Annotated in this window: 21 protein-coding genes; 4 read left to right on the top strand and 17 right to left on the bottom strand. The window is 65.3% G+C overall.

The window, feature by feature from the left end; translation table 11 throughout:
- Positions 1-7: 7 nt before the first annotated feature.
- From J3S28_RS13060 to J3S28_RS13050, 3 genes are read right to left on the bottom strand one after another with little or no spacing between them, the layout of a single operon-like run.
- Positions 8-856, bottom strand: a complete 849-nt coding sequence (locus J3S28_RS13060) for a transglutaminase family protein (RefSeq protein WP_207841177.1) — start codon at positions 854-856, stop codon at positions 8-10.
- Positions 853-1,833, bottom strand: coding sequence for an alpha-E domain-containing protein (locus tag J3S28_RS13055; RefSeq protein WP_207841409.1), 981 nt, complete (start codon positions 1,831-1,833; stop codon positions 853-855). Before J3S28_RS13055 ends, J3S28_RS13060 begins: the two co-directional genes overlap by 4 nt.
- On the bottom strand, positions 1,833-3,635 hold the full coding sequence (locus J3S28_RS13050) for a circularly permuted type 2 ATP-grasp protein (RefSeq protein WP_372436001.1): 1,803 nt from the start codon (positions 3,633-3,635) through the stop codon (positions 1,833-1,835). Before J3S28_RS13050 ends, J3S28_RS13055 begins: the two co-directional genes overlap by 1 nt.
- Before the next feature lie 198 nt (positions 3,636-3,833).
- On the opposite strand from J3S28_RS13050, the gene rpsT reads away from it, so the two are divergent.
- Positions 3,834-4,094, top strand: coding sequence for a 30S ribosomal protein S20 (gene rpsT / locus J3S28_RS13045; protein ID WP_207841175.1), 261 nt, complete (start codon positions 3,834-3,836; stop codon positions 4,092-4,094).
- 132 nt (positions 4,095-4,226) lie between these two features.
- On the opposite strand, the gene holA is transcribed toward rpsT, so the two are convergent.
- The 11 genes from holA to J3S28_RS12990 all read right to left on the bottom strand — a co-directional run bounded on the left by holA (position 4,227) and on the right by J3S28_RS12990 (position 14,664).
- Positions 4,227-5,198, bottom strand: a complete 972-nt coding sequence (gene holA / locus J3S28_RS13040; protein WP_207841174.1) for a DNA polymerase III subunit delta — start codon at positions 5,196-5,198, stop codon at positions 4,227-4,229.
- A gap of 55 nt (positions 5,199-5,253) precedes the next feature.
- Entirely contained in the window at positions 5,254-6,657 is a 1,404-nt protein-coding gene (locus tag J3S28_RS13035) for a ComEC/Rec2 family competence protein (protein WP_307797102.1), read from the bottom strand.
- The gene (locus tag J3S28_RS13030; RefSeq protein WP_207841173.1) at positions 6,654-7,553 is read right to left on the bottom strand and encodes a ComEA family DNA-binding protein; all 900 of its coding nucleotides are present in this window, start codon (positions 7,551-7,553) and stop codon (positions 6,654-6,656) included. The genes J3S28_RS13035 and J3S28_RS13030 overlap by 4 nt, the downstream gene beginning before the upstream one ends.
- A gap of 88 nt (positions 7,554-7,641) precedes the next feature.
- On the bottom strand, positions 7,642-8,496 hold the full coding sequence (locus tag J3S28_RS13025; protein WP_207841172.1) for a DegV family protein: 855 nt from the start codon (positions 8,494-8,496) through the stop codon (positions 7,642-7,644).
- Entirely contained in the window at positions 8,493-9,227 is a 735-nt protein-coding gene (gene octT / locus J3S28_RS13020; protein WP_207841171.1) for a diglucosylglycerate octanoyltransferase, read from the bottom strand. Before octT ends, J3S28_RS13025 begins: the two co-directional genes overlap by 4 nt.
- On the bottom strand, positions 9,224-9,892 hold the full coding sequence (locus J3S28_RS13015; RefSeq protein WP_207841407.1) for a histidine phosphatase family protein: 669 nt from the start codon (positions 9,890-9,892) through the stop codon (positions 9,224-9,226). The genes octT and J3S28_RS13015 overlap by 4 nt, the downstream gene beginning before the upstream one ends.
- A gap of 40 nt (positions 9,893-9,932) precedes the next feature.
- Entirely contained in the window at positions 9,933-10,361 is a 429-nt protein-coding gene (gene rsfS, locus J3S28_RS13010; protein WP_207841170.1) for a ribosome silencing factor, read from the bottom strand.
- Complete coding sequence (nadD, locus tag J3S28_RS13005; RefSeq protein WP_084894220.1) at positions 10,358-11,014, bottom strand: nicotinate-nucleotide adenylyltransferase; 657 nt, start codon at positions 11,012-11,014, stop codon at positions 10,358-10,360. Before nadD ends, rsfS begins: the two co-directional genes overlap by 4 nt.
- Positions 11,015-11,037: 23 nt before the next feature.
- Positions 11,038-12,450, bottom strand: a complete 1,413-nt coding sequence (locus J3S28_RS13000) for a vWA domain-containing protein (RefSeq protein ID WP_307797100.1) — start codon at positions 12,448-12,450, stop codon at positions 11,038-11,040.
- Between the two features lie 5 nt (positions 12,451-12,455).
- Positions 12,456-13,337: an AAA family ATPase gene (locus J3S28_RS12995; protein ID WP_084894221.1), complete on the bottom strand. Its 882-nt coding sequence runs from the start codon at positions 13,335-13,337 to the stop codon at positions 12,456-12,458.
- Positions 13,338-13,398: 61 nt separating this feature from the next.
- Positions 13,399-14,664, bottom strand: coding sequence for a glutamate-5-semialdehyde dehydrogenase (locus tag J3S28_RS12990; RefSeq protein ID WP_207841169.1), 1,266 nt, complete (start codon positions 14,662-14,664; stop codon positions 13,399-13,401).
- Between the two features lie 274 nt (positions 14,665-14,938).
- Here J3S28_RS12990 and J3S28_RS12985 point away from each other — a divergent pair, with 274 nt between their 5' ends.
- Positions 14,939-16,498: an HNH endonuclease signature motif containing protein gene (locus tag J3S28_RS12985; RefSeq protein WP_207841168.1), complete on the top strand. Its 1,560-nt coding sequence runs from the start codon at positions 14,939-14,941 to the stop codon at positions 16,496-16,498.
- A gap of 87 nt (positions 16,499-16,585) precedes the next feature.
- Here the strand turns inward: J3S28_RS12985 and J3S28_RS12980 are convergent, their stop codons facing one another.
- From J3S28_RS12980 to J3S28_RS12970, 3 genes are all read right to left on the bottom strand, one after another.
- A complete protein-coding gene (locus tag J3S28_RS12980; RefSeq protein WP_207841167.1) occupies positions 16,586-17,113 on the bottom strand; it encodes a hypothetical protein in 528 nt (175 codons plus the stop codon).
- A 171-nt stretch (positions 17,114-17,284) separates the two neighbouring features.
- Positions 17,285-18,064 (bottom strand): crotonase/enoyl-CoA hydratase family protein, encoded by a 780-nt coding sequence (locus J3S28_RS12975; RefSeq protein WP_207841166.1) that lies wholly within the window; start codon positions 18,062-18,064, stop codon positions 17,285-17,287.
- Between the two features lie 32 nt (positions 18,065-18,096).
- Positions 18,097-18,600: a hypothetical protein gene (locus J3S28_RS12970; RefSeq protein ID WP_207841165.1), complete on the bottom strand. Its 504-nt coding sequence runs from the start codon at positions 18,598-18,600 to the stop codon at positions 18,097-18,099.
- A gap of 238 nt (positions 18,601-18,838) precedes the next feature.
- Here J3S28_RS12970 and J3S28_RS12965 point away from each other — a divergent pair, with 238 nt between their 5' ends.
- Both J3S28_RS12965 and J3S28_RS12960 read left to right on the top strand, forming a co-directional pair.
- Positions 18,839-19,966, top strand: a complete 1,128-nt coding sequence (locus tag J3S28_RS12965; protein ID WP_207841164.1) for a Dyp-type peroxidase — start codon at positions 18,839-18,841, stop codon at positions 19,964-19,966.
- Entirely contained in the window at positions 19,963-20,769 is an 807-nt protein-coding gene (locus tag J3S28_RS12960) for a family 1 encapsulin nanocompartment shell protein (protein ID WP_207841163.1), read from the top strand. Before J3S28_RS12965 ends, J3S28_RS12960 begins: the two co-directional genes overlap by 4 nt.
- Positions 20,770-20,781: the final 12 nt, after the last annotated feature.

The following is a 20,781-nucleotide window of genomic DNA, read 5'->3' as shown; positions in this document are numbered from 1 at the left end:
CTGGCGCTCAGGCCAGCCGCGTGATCTCGACCTTCACGTCGAGATCCTTGGCGCCGGCGCCGGTGTAAATGCCCTTGAGCGGCGTGACATCCGAGTAGTCGCGACCGACACCGACCGACACGTGCTGTTCTGAGATCGACACGTCGTTCGTCGGGTCATAGCCCCACCAGCCACCGGTCCAGGCCTCGATCCAGGCGTGGCTCTGGCCCTCGACGGTCCGGTTGATCGTCGCCTTGCGGTTCGGGTGCAGGTACCCGGAGACGTAGCGGGACGGAATGCCCAGACTCCGCAACAACACCAGGCACAGGTGGGCGTAGTCCTGACAGACGCCCTTCTTCTCTTTCCAGGCGTCGACTGCCGAGGTGTGCACGCCGGTGGTGCCGGGCACGTACTCCATCTCCTGATGTACCCACTGACAGACGGCCAGGACCGCGTCCTGCGGATTCATGCCCTTGGTGAGGCGCTTCGCGACCTGCGCCAGCTGCCTGCTGTTGGGGACATATCCGGTGTTGCTCAGCACCTCGTCGTAACGATCGACCACTGCGTAGGCGCCGAGGCCCTCCCAGTCGACTTGCTCTTCCTCGGTCGGCATCTCGTCGGGTTCGGTCTCCACCACCGACAACCCGGACACCTCGAGTTCTTCATGAGGTGCGTGGAGGTCGAATGCGGTGACGGCGGTACCCCAGTAGTCGGTGTAGCGGTACGACCTCGTCGCCGGGATCGTCTCGACCCGGTTGATGATCACGTTCTGCCGGGCGTCGCTGCGTGGCGTGAGCCGGGCTTCGTTGTACGACGAGGTCACTGCCGCGTTGTAGGCAAAACCGGTGGAATGCACAACCCTCAGGCGCCAGCTCACAGTTCACTCTCCTCGATGAATCGGTCGACGGAATCGCTTGCCGAGGCGTCGGCCCACGCGACGTACGGCGACACGTGGAAGTACTGGGCGGTCACCGCCTCACTGACCTCGCGGCACGTTTCCTGGAGGTCTATCAGCCGTGGTTGCAAGTCGTCCAACAACATTCCCGGTTGCATGAACTCGAGGCCGCTTCGGGCGCGACCCAGCAGACGTTGCGCCTCGGCCCGCGCGCCGACCCGGCTCGGCCGGTTGTCCAGTTCGAGGAGCTGCTGCTCGGCCAGGCTGATCGCGTGGAAGACCGATCGGGGAAAGAGTCTGTCCAGCAACATGAACTCGACAACCCTCGTGGCGTCCAGAGCACCGCGATACGTCCTCAGATACGTGTCGTGGGCACCTGCCGAGCGGAGCACGGTGACCCACGCCGGCGAGCCCGACCGGTCCCCCGCACGCGACAACAGCATTCGGATCGTCATGTCCACGCGCTCCACCGAACGGCCCAGGAGCAGATAGCGATATCCGTCGTCATGGCTCAGGGTGGCGTCTGCCAGCCCGGCGAACATCGCGGCCCGGTTCTTCACGTACGCCAGGAACTCGTAGGGACCCAGTTTGCGAGCTGCACGTTCGGCGTCACCGAGGCCGTTGTAGGTGGTGTTCAGGCACTCCCACATCTCGCTTGAGGTGACTTCTCTTGCACCACGGGCATTCTCGCGTGCCTGGCCCACGTTGTCGACGATGGAACCCGGCTCGTTCTTCGAGTAGGCGACTCGATCGGTGAGCGACCACGCGTCGAGTTCCTCGTTCTTGGGTGGCAGTTCCATCCCGAGAACCTGCAGCACCAGCCGGCAGCGACGGTCGGGATCGACCGTGGCGTCCTCGAGCAGTTGGTGTACTGCGACGTCGAGGATCCGCGCGGTGTCGTCAGCGCGCTCGACATAGCGGCCGATCCAGTAGAGCGATTCGGCGTTGCGGGCGAGCATCATCGGCGCACACCGCCCTGTTTCTGTTGTTGTTGCTGCTGTTGTTGTTGCTGCTGTTGCTGCTCCTGCTGCGACGAGGTGTCCGGCCCCTGTTCGGTCGGGGTACTCGGGGCCTGCAAGGCATCACTACTCACCAGTTCTTCGCCCGAGAGTTCACGCTCCTCGGCCGACGTCCGGGACGCGAGCACCCACGTGTCCTTCGACCCGCCACCCTGGCTGGAATTGACCACGAGAGAACCCTCCGGCAAGGCGACTCGCGTCAGACCACCCGGCAACACCCAGACCGATTCACCGTCGTTGACGGCAAACGGCCGCAGGTCGACGTGCCGCGGCGCGAGCTTGCCGCCGATCTTTGTCGGAACCGTCGACAGCTGCACCACGGGCTGGGCGATCCAGCCACGAGGATCGAGTCGGACCTTGCGCGCCAACACGTTCAGCTCGTCGGCCGTGGCGTCGGGGCCGAACACGATGCCGTATCCACCCGAACCCTCGACGGGTTTGACGACGAGTTCGTCGATGCGATCGAGAACTTCCTCGCGCTCGTCGTCGAGCCAGCAGCGCAGCGTGTCGACGTTGCCGAGACTGGGTTTCTCGCCAAGGTAGTACTCGATGATCTCCGGTACGTAGGTGTAGGTGAGCTTGTCGTCGCCGACGCCGTTGCCGACCGCGCTGGAGATCACGACGTTTCCTGCGCGCGCGGCGTTGAGCAGTCCGGCCACGCCCAGCATGGAGTCGGGGCGGAACTGCATGGGATCGAGGAAGTCGTCATCGATACGGCGATAGATGACGTCCACGCGCTGCTCACCTTCGGTGGTCCGCATGTAGACGACGTTGTCGCGGCAGAAGAGATCTCGACCCTCGACGAGCTCGACGCCCATCTGGCGGGCCAGGAGCGAATGTTCGAAGTAGGCCGAGTTGGCCACGCCAGGCGTGAGGACCACGATGTTCGGGTCCGCCTCGTTGAAGGCCGCCGACGCCCGGAGGGCGCGCAGCAGGTGCGTCGAGTAGTCGCCCACTGCGCGGACCCGGTGCGAGGCGAACAGATCCGGGAAGACCCGGGCCATGGTGCGACGATTCTCCATCACGTAGGAGACACCTGACGGTGAGCGCAAGTTGTCTTCGAGCACCCGGAAGTCTCCGTGCTCGTCGCGGATGAGGTCGATCCCGGCCACGTGGATACGCACCCCGTTGGGTGGCTTGATGCCCATCGCCTGGCGATGGAAATGCTCACAGGAGGTGATGAGACGTTTCGGGACGACCCCGTCGCGCAAGATCTCCTGCTCCCCGTAGACATCGTCGAGAAACATCTCAAGAGCCTTCACGCGCTGGGTGATGCCGCGTTCGAGCTTCGCCCATTCGCCTGCGGAGATCACTCGTGGGACGACGTCGAGTGGGAAGGGACGTTCCTGTCCCGAGTGAGAGAAGGTGATGCCCTGATCGATGAACGCGCGACCCAGTGCGTCGACCCGTGTTTCTAGGTCGGCCCCGTCATAGCCGCCGAGCGCCTTGTGAATCCCTTTATAAGGGCCGCGCACATCGGCCTGATCGAACATTTCGTCGTACGCGGCGCCGTACGGACCGGTGGCATAGCCGTTGAAGATTCCCGACGCCGCCGACGGCCGGCCGTCAGCCTTGGCACTGCCGCGTTTCGCCGGGGTGGTTGCCCCGCCACCTTGCGACCCGGCCACCTTGGCAGGCTTCTTCTTGCCGTTCTTCGTCTCACCTGACACCTTGGCGGTCGTGGCACGTGGACCCACGGCGCGCTTCGACCCTGCTGCTGTTGCGGCACTCATGTGACACATGTTGCCGCAAGTGGCTGCTCTCGGCAGACCTGAGCGCTGGATTGCCTCAGATCCCCCGGGTCGCCGGTGCCGGGATTTGGGTCGGCATCGGTGCGGCTGGTAACGTTATCCGCTGGCGCTGAGTCAACGGTCGAGTTCTGTCTCCGGCCTCGTCTCGCGCGCGAAACCATTGTCTTTGAAGCTAAGGAAAATACACGCGTGGCAAACATCAAGTCCCAGATCAAGCGGAACAAGACCAACGAGGCTGCAAAGCTGCGTAACCAGTCGACCAAGTCGTCGCTGCGTACCGCGATCCGTTCATTCCGCGAGGCTGTTTCCGCCGGCGATAAGGACAAGGCTTCCGAGCTCCTGGTCAGCACCGGCAAGAAGCTCGACAAGGCTGCCAGCAAGGGCGTCATCCATGCCAACCAGGCCGCCAACAAGAAGTCGGCGATGGCTCTCTCGCTCAACAAGCTCTGATCTACCTGCCCGGTGACCGGGCACCCACAACTTGACAGTTACCGATCACCCCGGAGACGCCCACGCAGTCGCCCGGGGTGGTCGGCGTTTGCCGTGCGTCTGCGCTCCACCTGGTGAAGGCGGGTTACGACTTCACCGCCGGCGCGATGGCCGTAGATCGGCGACAGCCGCGACGGCCCGCTGCAGGCTGTAGTCGGCGTCTGCCGCCTGCCCTTTGACCTCACCGTTGAGCGTGGCCACCACCGACATCGCCTTGGCGATCGAGTCCGAATCCCACGCCGACGCCTGCCCCTGCACCTTCTTCACCTTCCATGGCGGCATACCCAGTTCCGAGGCGGCGGCGTACTGATCCATGCGACCCACTCCACGGACGCGGGCGATGGAGTGCACCGCTTCGGCGAGGGCATCGGCCAGCAGCACGTGCGCGACGCCGTGGTGATGCGCCCATTGCAGCGACTCCAGGGCGCCCGCCCGATCGCCCGTCACCGCCTTGTCCGCCACTTCGAAGCCGGTGATCTCGGGTCGCCCGGAGTAGTAGCGCGCGACCGCAGCCACGTCGACCTTGCCGTCCGTGTCCGCGGCGAGCTGACTGCAGGCCGACGCCAACTCACGCAGGTCGGCTCGCACCGAATCCAGAATCTTCTCGATGACATCCGGCCCCGCTTTGACCCCGTGCTGGCGCAATTCGCTTCTGACGAAGTCGGCGCGTGCGCTGCCCTTGAGACTTGCACAGTCATGTTCTTCGACACCGCTTTTTCGCAGCGCGCCAACCATCGACTTCGCCCGGCCACCACCTGAGTGCACGATGATCAGGGTGACGCCTTCAGGCGGATCCACCGCCACCTCGGCGACGAGCTTGGCAGGTTCTTTGCCCGCCTCGGCTGCGGCCTCGAGAACAATGATCCGGTCCTCGGCGAAGAGGGACGGGCTCAGCAACTCGGCCAGTTCGGGCGCCGTCGCGTCTCCCGCCCGCAGTCGCGTCACCGGGATGTCCTCTGGGTTGGAGACTGCCGCCCGAACTGCGGCGACGATGCCACCCGTTGCGCGTTCGGCGAGGAATTCGTCGTCGCCGAGGACAAGATGCACGCTGTTCACAGTCGTCATGGTGCCAGAACCCGGCGACACCCCCACCCCGCACCACAAGTAGGTGGCCCCGCGTTCACCACAGGGTCACCGTCGCCAGTGGCAGCGAACTGCACTTCTGCGCGACGAACACCATCCACCACAGTTCGGGGCCGACGAACCGCACCAACACGAACGCCACCGGCGGGCAGACGAGGCCGAGGACCGCCGCTGTGGTACCCAGCACGGTGATGGGCGCGACGACCACCGTCACGGCCAGGTTCGCGACCACAGCGATCAGACTGAGCCTGCCGCTGAACATCACGACCACGGGCGTGGTCACCAGTTGCGCCGCGAACGCCACCGCCAGGGCTTGGGCGAACCCCCGCGGAACACGATGGCGCCGCAGCCATTCGACGATCACCGGCGCGATGACGATCAGTCCAGCGGTGGCGACGACAGAGAGGAGGAATCCTGGCTGGACCGCGAACGCCGGCCACACCAGCAGCAGGATGACGATCGCGGCGCACAACGCCGGCATGGCCTGCGCACGCCTGCGGACCAGCAGCGCCACCAACCCGACCGCGCCCATCACCGCCGCACGGACCACGCTGGGACTGGGCCGCACAAGGATCACAAAGATCACGATCGCAACCCCGGTCACCACCACCGCAGTGCGCGGGCCCGCACCCAGTGCCCGCACGGTCAACAACAAAGCCCCGATCACGATCGCAAAATTCGCCCCCGACACTGCCGTCAGGTGCGACAGCCCCGCCTCCCGGAAATCCTCCTTCAGATCCTCGTCGAGCGCCGAGACATCGCCGAGCACCAGTCCCGGGAGCAGACCTGATTCCGGCGCTCCGAGCGCACGGGAGGCCAACTCCCGGAACTGGCCTCGGACGTACGTCGCGACCCGCTGGTACCAGGGCGGAGCGCGAACCTGCGTCGGTGGTCCCGAGGCGGTCAACGTGGCGACGGTGAGGTTCGGTCGACGCGGCTCCGACACCGTCACCAGCGCCGACAGATGTTGTCCCGGAACCAGGTCGAGCCAGCCTTCTGCGGGTGCGAGCACCGTCGCCGCCGCCTTCGACACCTCCTGCCGGCGAACCGAGGTCACGGTCACCGCGATCACCACCCGATCCGTGCGTGCCATGGCCCTCGGATCGTCGGTCACCCGCAGCCCTATCGTGACCTTGCTTCCAACGATGGTGTTGTCCGCCAACGGGTTCACCTCGAGATGGTGCTGGCGGAGCACCAGGGCCCAGCCGAAACCTGCGACTACGCCGACGATTCCGAGAAGAACGGGCATCATCGACGTTCTCGCCCCACGCACCAGCGATGCCGATAGGACGATCGTCACGAGCGATGCGAGCAGCGCCAGTCCAACCGTGACGCTCACTGGTGCAAGGATTCCGATCATCGTGATCAGCCAGGCGGCGGAGGCCGCCGGAACAAGCCTCAGATCCAGCGTCGTGGGTCCGGGCGCCACGGCGGCGCTCACACCGTGACCCGGTCCCTGAGTTTCTCCAGACGCGCGGGGCCGATGCCGTCCACTTCGGCCAGCTGATCCACAGAGGCGAACCGGCCGTTGGCGTTTCGCCAGGCGATGATCGCGGCTGCGGTCACCGGACCCACTCCCGGCAGGGTGTCCAACTCGGCTTCGGCCGCGGTGTTCAAGTCGACCCGCGCCTGGCCGGCGCCGGATGGTGGGGGCGAACCCGGGGTGATGCCGACACTCGGCGGCGGGGCTCCTCCGACTCCATCGACCGCGACCACAGCGCTACGCATCTGGGGTCCACCGGCCGGGTCCGCGAAGCCGACGAGAACCTGATCCCCGTCGCGCAGCGGCTGGGCGAGATTCAGGCTGAGGATGTCAGCTCCGTTTTTCGCACCACCTGCCTTCTCGAGCGCATCGGCGACGCGAGAGTGCGGTGGCAGTCTCACCAAGCCTGGCCGTTGCACGAGTCCCACCACGCTGATCACCAATTCTGTCGGCGGATCTGCTGGCTGCACGCTCAGCATCGAACTCGGTGCCGCGCCGGCAGTCTCGGGGAAAGCGACAGGAACATCTGCACCACTCGCACCGTCGGCGATGGCGGTGTAGAGCGCCACCAGAGTGGCCAGGACCCCGACGATCACCAGACCGATCGCAGCGGCGGGAGTCGAGCGCCACCGCCGTCGCAACGGACCGTCCGGGTCCGGGTCGTCGGGATCGAAGGGGTCGTCGCCAGGGTCATCACTCCACCTGGATTCCGCGGCGGGGTCGTCCCGTGGGCTGTCGTGCAGCCACTGCGCAGACCCCAGCCAGGCGGGAACGGCAGCGTCCGGTGTGGAGGGCTGAGGTGGTCCGTGCGGCTCGGGTTCCGACTCCGCCAACCGGTCCAGGTTGCTACTCATAGCCGAAAACGTAGTGAGCCGGTCTGCTCCAGACGGCAGCTGATGCGGGATGCCGGTCCGCGCCTGTGGATTACTTCCGAACTGTGGACTACTCGGGGTCGAGGTCGATCGGGCCCAGTGAGGTTGTCAGTGCGATGCCCACCGCACCGGATCCGACGTGCCGCGACAGCACCGGACCGAGATCGGACTCGACCAGCGACTCGATGGTGAGTTTGGACCGCAGCGCCTCGGTGATCTCCGTGGCCAGTTCGGGAGCCTCGCAGTGCTGAACCCCGAGGGTGACCGGCCGACGTTGCGCGACCTCGACCGCGGTGTCGATCATCTTCGCGATCGCCTTCGACATGGTGCGCTGCTTCTCCTTGAGCACCAGAGACCCGTCGACGACCCGCAGGATGGGTTTGATCGCCAGCGCGGATGCGAAAAGGCGGGTCGTCGCGCCTATGCGACCACTCGAACGCAGATTCTCCAGCTGCTGGACACACAGCAGACACTCGGTGGTCGAACCGACCCTGATCGCCGATTCGTACACGCGGTCCATGTCCGCACCGGACTCCGCGGTCTGCGCCGCAGCAATGGCGGCGAAACCGACACCGAGCCCCACGGTGCGGGAGTCGACGACCCGGATGCGTCCCTGGAACTTCTCTGCGGCCAATCGGGCCGAACCCCAGGTACCGCTGAAGCGCCGGGACAGGTGCACGGCCACCACCCCGTCGCCGTCACTGGCCTCGATCGCCTTCTCGTACGCGACCTCGAGGTCGGCGGGGGTCACCCCGGACGTGGTGGTCTGGGGATCGTTGAAGATCTCCGGACCGATCTCGTCGACGTCCTCCAGCAGGTCGCGGTCGGCGGTCAGGACGTGCATGGGCACCTGTTCGATGCGATACCGCTCGCGGATCGCTGCAGGCAGCCGGGCCGAGGAGTCGGTGACGATGACGACGGTCACGACACCACGGTAGACGCCAGGGTCCTCGAGAGGACGTCGTGGACCAGATCGGCGACTTCGCGATGGCACCCGAATCCCCAGTGGATGCCATCGGGGTTACCTTCTCCGCGGTCGAAATGTGCCGCGGTCGGCGGAAGCAGGTCGATCAGCGGCACTCCCGCCCCGTCAGCCCAGGTGGTCATGGCCGCAACGGTTTTCGGCCTGCCCGAATGCACGTTTCCGTAGTACGGGCTGCGGTGGGTCGACGGTAGGCAGGCCACGATCGGGAGGTCTGGGCGGATCGCGACAAGGGCTTCGTGAATTTTGCCCAGGTAGTCACCGGTCAGCGCCGGCGGGAGTGCGAGTGGCCATCCGGTGGGCGCCAGCCGCGGTTGCAGCCAGCCGTACCCATCCCGAACCCGCTGCCGCAGCCACGGCGGCCGGATGTACCGGATCTGTTCCCGCAGGGCGGTCGGCATGGGCGACGGTAGCGAATCCATGCCGCCGAACGCGAAGACCACCGCCTTCGCCCGTGGAACCGCGGCCCAGATCCGCGGGTCCTGGGTCAGGGCCCACCACACATCGCGACTGGTCCAGCCGATACGACCGAACAATTCGAGTTCGAGACCGAGTTCGCCTGCGACGAGCGTCGGCCAGATCCTCTGGTCGTCGGCCGGCAGCCCACCCTTGGGGCCGTAGTAGGCGAGCGAGTCAGACAACACCAGTAACGAATCACGCTTCGGTGCTGTCATTGCACGGCAGAATCCGCGACCTCGGCGGACGCGTTCCACACGTCGAGTCGCCAGGTCGTCTCGTCGTCGGCGCCGTGCCCGCTGAGTTGGACCCAACTCGTGTTGGCCAGTCCCCCGAACACCGGCCAATGACTGATCGGCAGCCCCAGCAGGCCTGCGGTCATCGCCGCGATCACTCCGCCGTGCGCCACCAGGACCACCGGCGCGTCGGCATTGTCGCCGCGACCCCAATCACCCAGTCCGGCGACGAGTTCCTCCACGACCGGCACACTGCGGGTGGCCACGTCCGTGCGACTCTCTCCTTCCGGGGGCCGCCAGGTCGCATCATCGCGCCAGATACGCCGGGCACCGGGCATCTGGTCGTCGACCTCGTGATGGGTCAGGCCCTGCCACAACCCCAGGTGGGTCTCACGCAGACGCTCGTCGGTGCCGACGTCGAGTCCGACCTGGGCGGCCAGTGCTGCCGCGGTGTCGCGGGCCCGGCGCAGGTCGGACGAGACGATGAGGCGCGGTTCACGGGCGGCCAGCACCTTCGCCGCGGCTTCGGCCTGCTTGATCCCGAGCTCGGACAGGTCGGTGTCGAGTTGCCCCTGCATCCGGCTGGCGGCGTTGTACTCGGTCTGCCCGTGCCGGAGCAACAGCAGACGTCGTACGACCGGCGTCATCCGCTCGACGCTGGAGTCATGGCCGTCGGGACGGAGGGACTCACTCACCAACGTCCTCCCGGTTCCCCGCGTCGTCGCTGCCGTCGTCGTAGCTGCTGAGGGGTTTGGACTCGATACCGGGGATGTCGATGACAGGGCAGTCTTTCCACAGTCGCTCGAGGGCGTAGAACTCTCGCTCCTGCTCGTGCAGGACGTGGACGACGACGTCGATGTAGTCGAGCAGCGTCCAGCGCCCCTCCCGGGTGCCCTCGCGGCGCACCGGTTTGGTGCCGGCTTCCCGCAGCTTCTCTTCGATCTCGTCGACGATGGAGGCGACCTGCCGTTCGTTGTCGGCGGAGGCGATCACGAAACAGTCGGTGATCACCAGCTGTTCCGACACGTCGATCACAACGACGTTGGTTGCCAACTTCTCGGCCGCCGCATGGGCGGCCACGGTGGCGATGGAGACCGCCTCGGATGACGCTGTCACAAAATGCCTTTCGATTGGTAGAGCTTTCGTTTGCTGATGTACTGCACCACCCCGTCAGGTACCAGGTACCAGACCGGACGTCCGCCTTCAGCACGTTTGCGGCAGTCTGTCGACGAGATCGCGAGCGCCGGGATCTCCATGAGGTGCAATGTGTCGGGGGGTAGTTTTTTCAGGTGCCGCTCGAGGTGCGCCGCGCCCAGTTCGTAGCCCGGCCGGCTGACGCCGACGAAGCTCGCCAACTCGAACAGCGCTTCCCAGTCCTGCCACGACAGGATCGACGCCAACGCGTCGGCGCCGGTGATGAAGAACAGCTGCGCGTCGGGATTGACGGCCTTCAGGTCACGCAAGGTGTCGACGGTGTAGGTGTCCCCATCCCTGTCGATGTCGACGCGGCTGACCGAGAATCGTGGATTGGATGCTGTCGCGATGACCGTCATCAGGTAGCGATCCTCAGGCGGGCTCACACCCGCGTCGGCCTTGAACTTCTGCCATGGCCGTCCGGTGGGAACGAAGATGACCTCGTCGAGGTCGAACCGGTCCGCGACCTCACTCGCAGCCACCAGGTGACCGTTGTGAACAGGGTCGAACGTTCCGCCCATCACACCGATGCGCCGACCACGCGAGACTCGGGTATCGGGTGTCGTGTCGGGCATGAGCAGTGAGTCTACTGATCAGCTCACACGGGCAGCAGGTTGGCGATCACCTTGCCGAGTTGCGTCGCGTTGCGGCACTCATGCATGTCGATCACCCCGGAGTAGGTCGAGGCCACCGAATCGCCCGTGTCCCAGTTGCGGGAGGCCTCCGGATTGAGCCAGTAGGCGTGTCTGGTGCTGTCGACCATCTGGGTCAGGGCGGCGAGTTTCGGATCGTGATAGTTGTTCCTGCCGTCACCGAGGATCAGCAGCGCCCCGCGCCTGGTGAGCGCATCCAGGTGGTCGCTCGCGAACCCACTGAAGGCGTTCCCGTAGTCGGAGTGACCGTCCCGGGTGATCAACCTGGCCTGGCTGAGCATCTCCCGCACCGCGGTCGTGAAGTCCAGGTCAGGGCCGTCGAAGAACTCCGTCACCTCGTCGACCGTGTCGACGAACGCAAACACGCGGACCTTCGAGAACTGCTGCCGCAGGGCGTAGACGAGTTGCAGGGTGAACTGCGAGAACCCGGCCACCGAACCGGAGACGTCGCACAGGACCACCAGCTCGGGGCGGCCCGGCCGGGGTTTGCGTCGCACCAGGTCGATCGGGACGCCTCCTGTCGACATGGAAGCCCGCAGTGTCTTGCGCACGTCGATGGATCCACGGTGTGCGCGTCGTCGCCGTACCTCCAATCGCGCGGCCAGCAGTCGCGCCAGCGGTGCGATGGTGCGGCGCACCTCGGCGAGGTCGGCAGCGCCTGCGGACAAGAAGTTCACCCGCTCCGGCAGGTTCGGCACCGCATATTGCGACACCTGCTCCCGGCCGTTGCGCTGGGCCATCCGTCGTTTGGTCTCACTCTCGATCAGCGAGCGGAATTGGCGTACGCGGTCGGCAGCGGCGCGCCGGAACACCGGCTCGGTTCCCGATCGGTCCTCGTCACCGGACGAGCCGGCCATGGCGGCGGCGATCTGCGCGATGAGGGTTTGGGGATTGATCGTCGACATCGCCTGGTAGGTCGAGAATGCCGGACCACGCGAGGATCGATAGCTGCCGAGTTGCGCAACCGCCATGGCCGCGAACGAGGCGAGTTCGGCCTCGGCCTCCTTGGAGTCGTCGGCGAGGAGTTCGGCCAGCCGCTCGCGCACTGCCTCGATGTCGACGTTCCCATCGGCGTCAAGGGCGAACGCGTCGTCCTGATCACCGCTGCGCTCCCCCATGCCGAGCGGGAACCACAGATCGAAGACCGCGTCGAAGACCCGGCGGTGACCATTGTCGTGCAGCAGCGTGCACGCCATGCCTTCGCGAAAGCTGTTGCGATCGAGGAGATCGAGCACCGACGTCGCCTGTCCGGCGTCGATCAGGTTTGCCGGGCCCACCACGATTCCCCGGCCTCGCAGGTCGTCGACGAAGCCGGTGAGTTGTGTGATGAACGGAGAACTCGCGATCGGGGTGTTCACGAGCGTCAGCCGAGCTTCAGTTCCTTGAGGGCGGTCGCGAGATCGGGACGGTGTTTGAGAACCACCCCGAGCGTGCGAGCGATGACGCCTTCGTCGATGGTCGACCCGGGCTTCTCCCCGACCCCCAGCGCGAGCAACGTGTGCGCCCAGTCGATGGTCTCGGCGACCGATGGCTTCTTGCGGATGTCGAGCGTGCGCAGTACCCCGATGATCCGGACCAGTTCTTTGGCCACCGATTCGTCGAGTTCGGGGACCCGGCTGGCGAGGATGTCGCGCTCGCGGGCCGCATCCGGGAAGTCGATGTAGAGGTAGAGGCAGCGACGCTTCAGGGCTTCGGAGAGCTCACGCGTCGCGTTGGACGTCAGTAGGACGATGGGACGGCGGTCGGCGACCACGGTGCCCATCTCGGGGATCGTGATGGCGAAGTCGCTGAGCACTTCGAGGAGCAGACCTTCGATGTCGACGTCGGCCTTGTCGACCTCGTCGATCAGCAGCACCGTCGGCCCGGGCTGCGAGATCGCCTTCAGCAGCGGTCTCGGGAGCAGGAACTCGTCGGAGAAGATGTCTGCTTTCGTCTCGTCCCAGCCGCGCTGGCCGGTCGCCTGGATGGCGAGGATCTGCTTGGCGTGGTTCCACTCGTAGAGCGCTCGGGCCTCGTCGATGCCCTCGTAGCACTGCAACCGCACCAGATCGGCGTTGGTGGACTGCGAGATCGCCCGGGCGAGTTCGGTTTTGCCGACGCCGGCAGGTCCCTCGACGAGCAATGGTTTGCCGAGGCGGTCCGCCAAGAAGACCGACGTCGACGTGGCCTCGTCGGCCAGATACCCGACTCCGGCCAGCGTCTCGCGCACGCCTGGCACGTCGGTGAAACTAGGCTGTACGCCCATTGGATCTCCTAGAGATTGGTTGATCTGGCCCTGGATTTGTCAGGCAACCCGCATTCGGTGGTCACACCGGCCGGGTCTGCCCGTTGCCCCATGCGATCCATTTGGTCGATGTCAGTTCCGGCAAACCCATGGGTCCGCGGGCGTGCAGCTTCTGAGTCGAGATGCCGATCTCGGCTCCGAATCCGAACTGCTCCCCGTCGGTGAACGCGGTCGAGGCGTTGACCATGACGGCCGCTGCGTCGACGCGGTTGGTGAACTCGGTTGCCGCGGCCAGATCATCGGTGATGATCGCCTCGGTGTGGCTCGTCCCGTAGCGGTCGATGTGCTCGACCGCCTCGTCGAGTCCCCCGACGATCTTCACCGCGATGTCGAGGCTGAGGTATTCGTCGGACCAGTCCTGTTCGGTGGCCGGGACCATGCCGGGCTCGTCGCCGTGGATGATCACTCCGGCGCTCTGCAGCACCTGGGTCAGCCGCGGCAGCGCAGTCTCGGCGATGGCCCGGTCGATCAGCACCGTTTCAGCGGTGTTGCAGACGCTGGGGCGACGGGTCTTGGAGTTGATCACCAGATCCTCGGCCATGTCGAGGTCGGCAGCAGCGTGGATGTAGATGTGGCAGTTACCCGTACCGGTCTCGATGGTGGGCACGGTCGCGTTCTCGACGACCGCTTTGATCAGTCCTGCGCCACCGCGCGGGATGACGACGTCGACCAGACCGCGCGCGCGGATGAGGTGGGTGACACTCGAGCGATCCTCGGACGGCAGCAGTTGGACCGCGTCCGCGGGAAGTTCTGCGGCGGTGAGGGTGTCTCGAAGAATCCGGACCAGCTCGGCATTGGAACTCGCGGCCGACGACGATCCCCGCAGCAGCGCCGCGTTGCCCGATTTCAGCGCGATCCCGAAGGCATCGACGGTGACGTTGGGGCGGGCCTCGTAGACCATGCCCACGACGCCCAGCGGGACTCGGACCTGCCGGAGTTGCATCCCGTTCGGCAGCGTCTTGCCCTGGATCACGTCGCCGATCGGATCCGGCAACGCGGCAACCTGCCGGAGGCCGGCCGCGATTCCCTCGACTCGATCTGCGGTCAGACGCAGCCTGTCGATGAGGCTCGCCTCGGTGCCCGCCAGATCAGCACGGGCAACGTCTTCGGCGTTCGCGGCGAGTATCGATCCGGTCTGTGCGAGCAACGCCTCGGCAGCCTCGTTCAGTACGCGGTTCTTCTGGTCAGTGGTCAGGCCTGCCAGGACACGAGAGGCGGCTTTCGACGCAGTGGCCTGCGTGCGCACGATCTGCTCGACGTCAGCAGGAGTGGTGGTAGGAGCACTCATCGTCCCAGGATAGGTGGTCCTGACATCTGAGTTCTCAGCGACCGACAGTCGAGGGGTACTGGGATCCGGGTCGGTCCCGGGACTGTCGAGAGTCGGATCGACCTCACCGCCCGGTCTCGGTCACCTGCGATATCGCCAGTCTGCAAACCGATCCGTACGTGTGGAGATGACGTGGACTTCGTCACCACCATGATTCGAACAAGTATTCGACATACACGAAAAGTGTTGGTATGATTGGGGAAAGCGTTCGATCGAGGGTCTGGGGGGACTTCGAATGGCTGACTCGTCGTCACCTGATTCGCCGGTGGTCCCGGTTTTGGTTGCCAAGTATCTCGAGTTGGAAGTGTTGCTGGCGGAGATTGCTGAGGCGGGCTCGTCTGATCTTGATGACGTGCAGGTCAATGAGCTTGTGCGGGTGCATGAGCGGATTGCCCGCAAGGTCGAGTTCGTAGGGCTTGATCGTTTGCTCGAGGTGTCGGATCGGTCGTCGTTCGTCAAAGCCGGGTATCCATCGCTGTTCGGGTTCGCACGAAAAGAGCTGCGGCTCAGCAAAGGTGCCACCGGGGAGCGGACGCGGGCGATGGAGGCGGTCGCGCAGTTTCACTCGTTGCAGGGCGAGTTGTTGCCGCCGAAGTGTCCGGCGATGGCGTCGGCGTGGGCGGAAGGGGCGATCGGGTTCGCCCACGTCGATGTGATCTTGGATGTCCGCAAAGAAATCCCGTCGAAGGCCGGCCCGGATGTGTTCGATGTGGTCGATCAGTGGATGACCGAGGATGCGCGGGTGAAGGACCCGACCGAGCTCAAAGAATCCGGTCGCGACATCTTGGCGCGGGTGGATCCGGACGGGTCGTTGACCGATGATGTGGATCGGGCCCGCAAGCGGACGTTCTCGAAGGGGTCGCAGGGTGTGGATTTCATGGCCACCGTCACCGGACGACTCGATCCGAAGACCTACGCGATGCTCGAGACGGTGATGGATGTGTGGGCGGCGCCGGGGATGAACAATCCCGCCGACCCGGACAGCCCGTCCGGTGCGAAAGACGACCCCGCTCAGGACGCGCAGTTGATCGAAGCCGCCGCCCAGCGCGACACCCGCAGCGTCGGGCAGCGCCGTCACGATGCACTCACAGCGATCTTGAAGACCATCCTCGAATGCAACCTGCTGGGTACCTCACATCGGGGGTTGCCGGCGCAGCTCATCGTCACGCTGACCAAACAGCAACTCGAGGAGGCAGCGGGGGTGGCGACCACCGCGAACGGGGTGGATATCCCGGTCAAAGATGTGTTGGAGTTGGCGGCGCGGTCGGACAAGTGGTTGGCGGTGTTCGCCGATCATTCGGCGCAGGTGCTGCATCTCGCGCGGGCCAAGCGGGTCGCGCAGTTGGGGCAGCGGTTGGCGATCATCGCCCGCGACCGGGGATGTAGTCATCCGGGATGCCGCAACCCGGCGACGTGGGCCGAGTTCCATCACGTGCTCACCTGGATCGACGGTGGATTGACCGATGTGGACAATCTGACCCCTGCGTGTGTTCCGCATCATCGGATGATCGGGCCGGGTAAGTGGGCGACGGTGATGATCACCGACGGGCCCGACAAGGGTCGGGTGGCGTGGATACCGCCGGTGTATGTCGATCCCGAGCAAAAACCACGGGTCAACCGTGCCCACCATGTCAACGAGAGCGTGGAGGCGGCGTGGCTCGAGATCCTCGCCCAACGCCACGCCGCACTCAAAGAACGCGAAAGCCAACTGCAACTCCCACCACCACCCGCGCAGCCAGGCGACTATGAGGGTCTCGGAGACATCGATCCCGACCCGCCTGAGCTGGACCACTAACCCGATAGACCACTGAGCACGGCACCAGAAGCCCTCTGATGCCGCGCTGGGTGCAGTTTGGGTGGGGTCAAACACTCCGAGGAGTGATCAGAGCGGACAGTTGACCGTGTAGCTCCACTCAGTGGCGTCTGGGCCGGTGACCCGAACGAGCACTGACTGATCGGATCCCGGCGGTACCAGCACGGTGAGCGATCCAGTTCCCTCGTTGAGGTTGTCGCCAACGTAGCCCGTGTTCGCGATCGGCAAACCTTGGTAGATGACCACGATTTCATCGGGGATGTTCTCGGTCTCGTAGTCGAGGACGAACAGTGCAGGGCCCGTGCGGCCCAGAATGTGGCGAGTCTCGGTCACACCCGCTCCACCGGACAGCGTGGTGTCGTTGCACTCCTGGGTCTGCACTGGAGGGTTGGCCTCGGGCGCGGGGGCCACCGGGGCCGTGGTCTTGGGTGGGGCGGGCGGCGGGCTCGCTGGACCTGTCGTCTGGCCTCCGACCGGAGTGCTGTTCGGTGGGGCTGCGGACGCGACGGCCGGTGTGGTCAACAACCCCGCGGCGGCCAAGGCGATGGCGGCTGCGGCGATTCGTTGGCGATCGCGTCGGCTGTGTGGCGTTGTCAAGAGGGGCCTCCGGTGGGCTTGCAGAATGTAGATGTCGCCGAAACGTTAACCCGCATCGCCTTTTCGCGCGATCCCATGAACATATGACTATTCCCCCACTCACCACACCCACGAAGTAAGCGAAACAAACAGTCTTGGAATGCCTTTGAAGTACGAACGAACTACACCGAGTTACGCTTCGAACGACCCGTGCCGACCCGCACCGCCCGCGAAGCGCGTCGCGCCGGCGACGGTATCGACACTCAATGACGTCATGCCACGCCGGAACTCGTTGTCCATCGCTGCCGTTTCGTCGAGCCCCTCCTGTTCGAGAACCGATAACCGGTCCTGGCGCAGGCATGTCTGTGGGAAGGCGGCGATCTCGCGAGCCAGCGCCTGCGCCGACCTCAACACGTCACCCTGCGGCGCAACACGATTGACCAGACCCATCCGAAGCGCTTCGTCTGCGCGAACCTCCCGGCCCGTCAGGATCAGGTCCATCGCATGTGACGTTCCGATCAGGCGCGGAAGTCGCACGGTGCCACCGTCGATCAACGGGACGCCCCACCGACGACAGAAGACCCCGAGGACGGCCTCCTCGTCCGCGACCCGCAGATCCGCCCAGAGCGCCAACTCGAGACCACCCGCAACCGCGTGACCGGCAATCGCCGCAATGACCGGTTTGGACAACCGCATTCGGGTCGGACCCATCGGACCGTCCCCCTCGGGGTCGACCCTGTTCGCACTGTCGCCGGCCGAGATGGCCTTCAGATCGGCTCCCGCGCAAAAGGTTTCGCCCTCGCCGTACAGAACGGCGACGGCTGCCCCCTCGTCACTGTCGAAGTCGCGGAACGCCTGGGCCAATGCCTGCGCAGTCGGTCCATCGACAGCGTTGCGACGCTGCGGCCGATTGATGCTGATCGTGGTGATCGGGCCGTCGTGGCTCACCAACACCTCAAGACTGACCGACATCTACTCACCTTCCGACACGGGATGCATCGAACCTAACCCGCCACCCGATCTTCCATCGCCGAATCCACCGGCTCCGAAGATCGATGACGAGGCAGATCCTCGCCGGCGTCCACCGCGCAGGGCACCACGACGATGTCACCCGTGGAGATGTCCGCGGGCAACATCACCGGACCCGACCGGCGACCGGACAGCTCCCACACAGTGGTCGCCTCGACTCTCGCCGTCGACACCCGGCCGATCAACCGGAGCTCTGACCACACCGGAGCTACGCCTTCGATCATCGGGTCGACAGACAGCGAACGGGTCCGGTGGCCTGTGGTTGCCGCATCAAGCACCCGCATCACCACGACAACTCCGGGCGACGTCCGACTCCGGTAGATCGCGGGAGTACCCGACAATTCGACCAGATGGCACATCGACACGTCGTCGATCACGACGTCGGTCAAGGTTGCGATTGTGTTCGCAGGCCACAAGGCCTTGTCCAGAGGATCGGGGATGCTGGCGCGCAGGGTTGGCAGGATCGCAGTGAGAGTCATCGCCATCCGCCTATGAAATCCACGTGGACATCGTGTTCGCCAAGCCTTTCAACATTGATCACCGCTCCGTTCTACGCAGTCCGATCCCGCGACGACAGCTCCCGGGCGAAGTCTTGACGAGATCTTTGCGGCTGTGTGCCAGCAGCGTTGAGGCAAATGACCCGTGTGCGGGCACAACGGGATCTGCAGCAGTCGACCCGCGGTCATCGGTGCGCGCGGCGGTGCCGCGAAGAAGATAATGTTGTCGAGAACGTCCAACAGCAGGCGGAAGGTCAAGCCCATCTCACCCATCGACAACCCGACCCCGCAGCCGATCCTGTCGCCGCTGACGGAGGCTGCGATTTTTCTCGTGGCGACCATCGAACCCGGTGGCGAGTCGGACACGTGGGACTTCCTCTCCGGCGTCACCGGCCTGATCCGTTCCGTGGCCTCTCGCGCCCCCGACGCCCGGCCCACCTGCGTCGTCGGGATCGGGTCGCGCGCGTGGGACCGACTGTTCAGGGGCCCGCGCCCGGCCGGACTCGCACCGTTCGTGCCCCTGGACGGCGCCGTGCACAGTGCACCGGCAACCCCGGGCGATCTGCTGTTCCACATCAGGGCCCGCACCATGGACGTCTGTTTCGAGCTCGCCACGCAGATCGCCTCGCAACTCGGCGACGTCGCCCGCGTGGTCGATGAGGTCCACGGATTCCGTTACTTCGACATGCGCGACATCATCGGCTTCGTCGACGGCACCGAGAATCCGGACGGCCCCGCAGCAGTCGCTGCGGTCACCGCCGGCGACGACGACCCCGACTTCGCGGGCAGCAGCTACGTCCTGGTGCAGAAGTACCTGCACAACATGGCCGCCTGGAATGCGCTCACGACCGAAGAACAGGAACAGTCCATCGGCAGGTCGAAGTCGGACAACATCGAGATGGACGACGACACAAAACCTTCGAATTCGCACACGGCTCTGACCGTCATCGAAGACGACGCGGGTGAGCAGGTGCAGATCATGCGGGACAACATGCCTTTCGGGCGCGTCGGGCAGGCCGAGTACGGCACGTACTTCATCGGGTACTCCGCCGGTCCCGAGGTCACCGACGAAATGCTGCGAAACATGTTCCTGGGCAAGCCCGAAGGCAACTACGACCGGCTCCTCGACTTCTCCACCGCGGTCACCGGCAGCCGCTATTTCGTGCCCACCATCGATTTTCTCGACGACCCACCTGAATTCCGCGGCGCGACCGCTGAAGCGCGCGCCGAAGCCGCCCATGTCACAGTCGATCCCGACTCGGACATCACACCACCCGCACCCACCATGGGTTCATTGCGTATCGGCGCCTTACACCGGCGACGCCAGTTGACGACGGAGGAAAAATGAACAACCTGCACCGGGAACTAGCACCCATCTCGACGGCGGCCTGGGAGGCCATCGAAGAAGAGGCTTCGCGATCGTTCAAGCGCAACAGTGCCGCCCGTCGCATCGTGGACGTGAACGGCCCTCTCGGACTGGAACTCGCCGCAGTGACCACCGGCAAGCGCAAACCCATCGACGCGCCGGCCGCGGGCATCCAGGCCAGCAGCCGCACTTCTCAAACCATTGTCGAGTTCAAGGTGCCGTTCATCGTGAGTCGCGACGCCGTCGACAACGTCGATCGCGGCGCGCAGGACTCCGACTGGGACCCGGTGATCGATGCCGCCCGGACACTGGCCCAAGCCGAGGATCGGGCCGTGTTCGAGGGCTATCAGGCCGCGGGCATCACCGGTATCCGCAGCGAATCACCGGGTGATCCCATCAAGCTCCCTGACGACGTGCGCGAATACCCCGAAGCGATCAGTCAGGCGCTGAGCCGACTTCGACTGTCGTCCGTGGCCGGCCCGTACTCCCTGGCGCTCAGCGCCGAGGTCTGGCTCAAGGTCAACGAGACGTCCAACCATGGGTATCCGATCATCCAGCACCTGCAGCGCGTGATCGACGGTGACATCATCTGGGCCCCGGCCATCGACTCTGCCTTCCTCCTCAGCACCCGCGGCGGCGACTTCGATCTGACCATCGGGCAGGATGTCTCGATCGGCTACGACTCCCACGACGCCTCGACGGTCAGCCTGTACCTGCAAGAGACATTCACCTTCCTCGTCTACACCGGTGAGGCGGCCGTCTCGTTCGACACCACGACCGGCTGACCCGCGTTCACC

Origin of the sequence: Williamsia soli (genome assembly GCF_017377795.1) — a bacterium.
Classification (GTDB): domain Bacteria; phylum Actinomycetota; class Actinomycetes; order Mycobacteriales; family Mycobacteriaceae; genus Williamsia; species Williamsia soli.
This window is presented reverse-complemented; position numbering and strand designations above follow the sequence as displayed.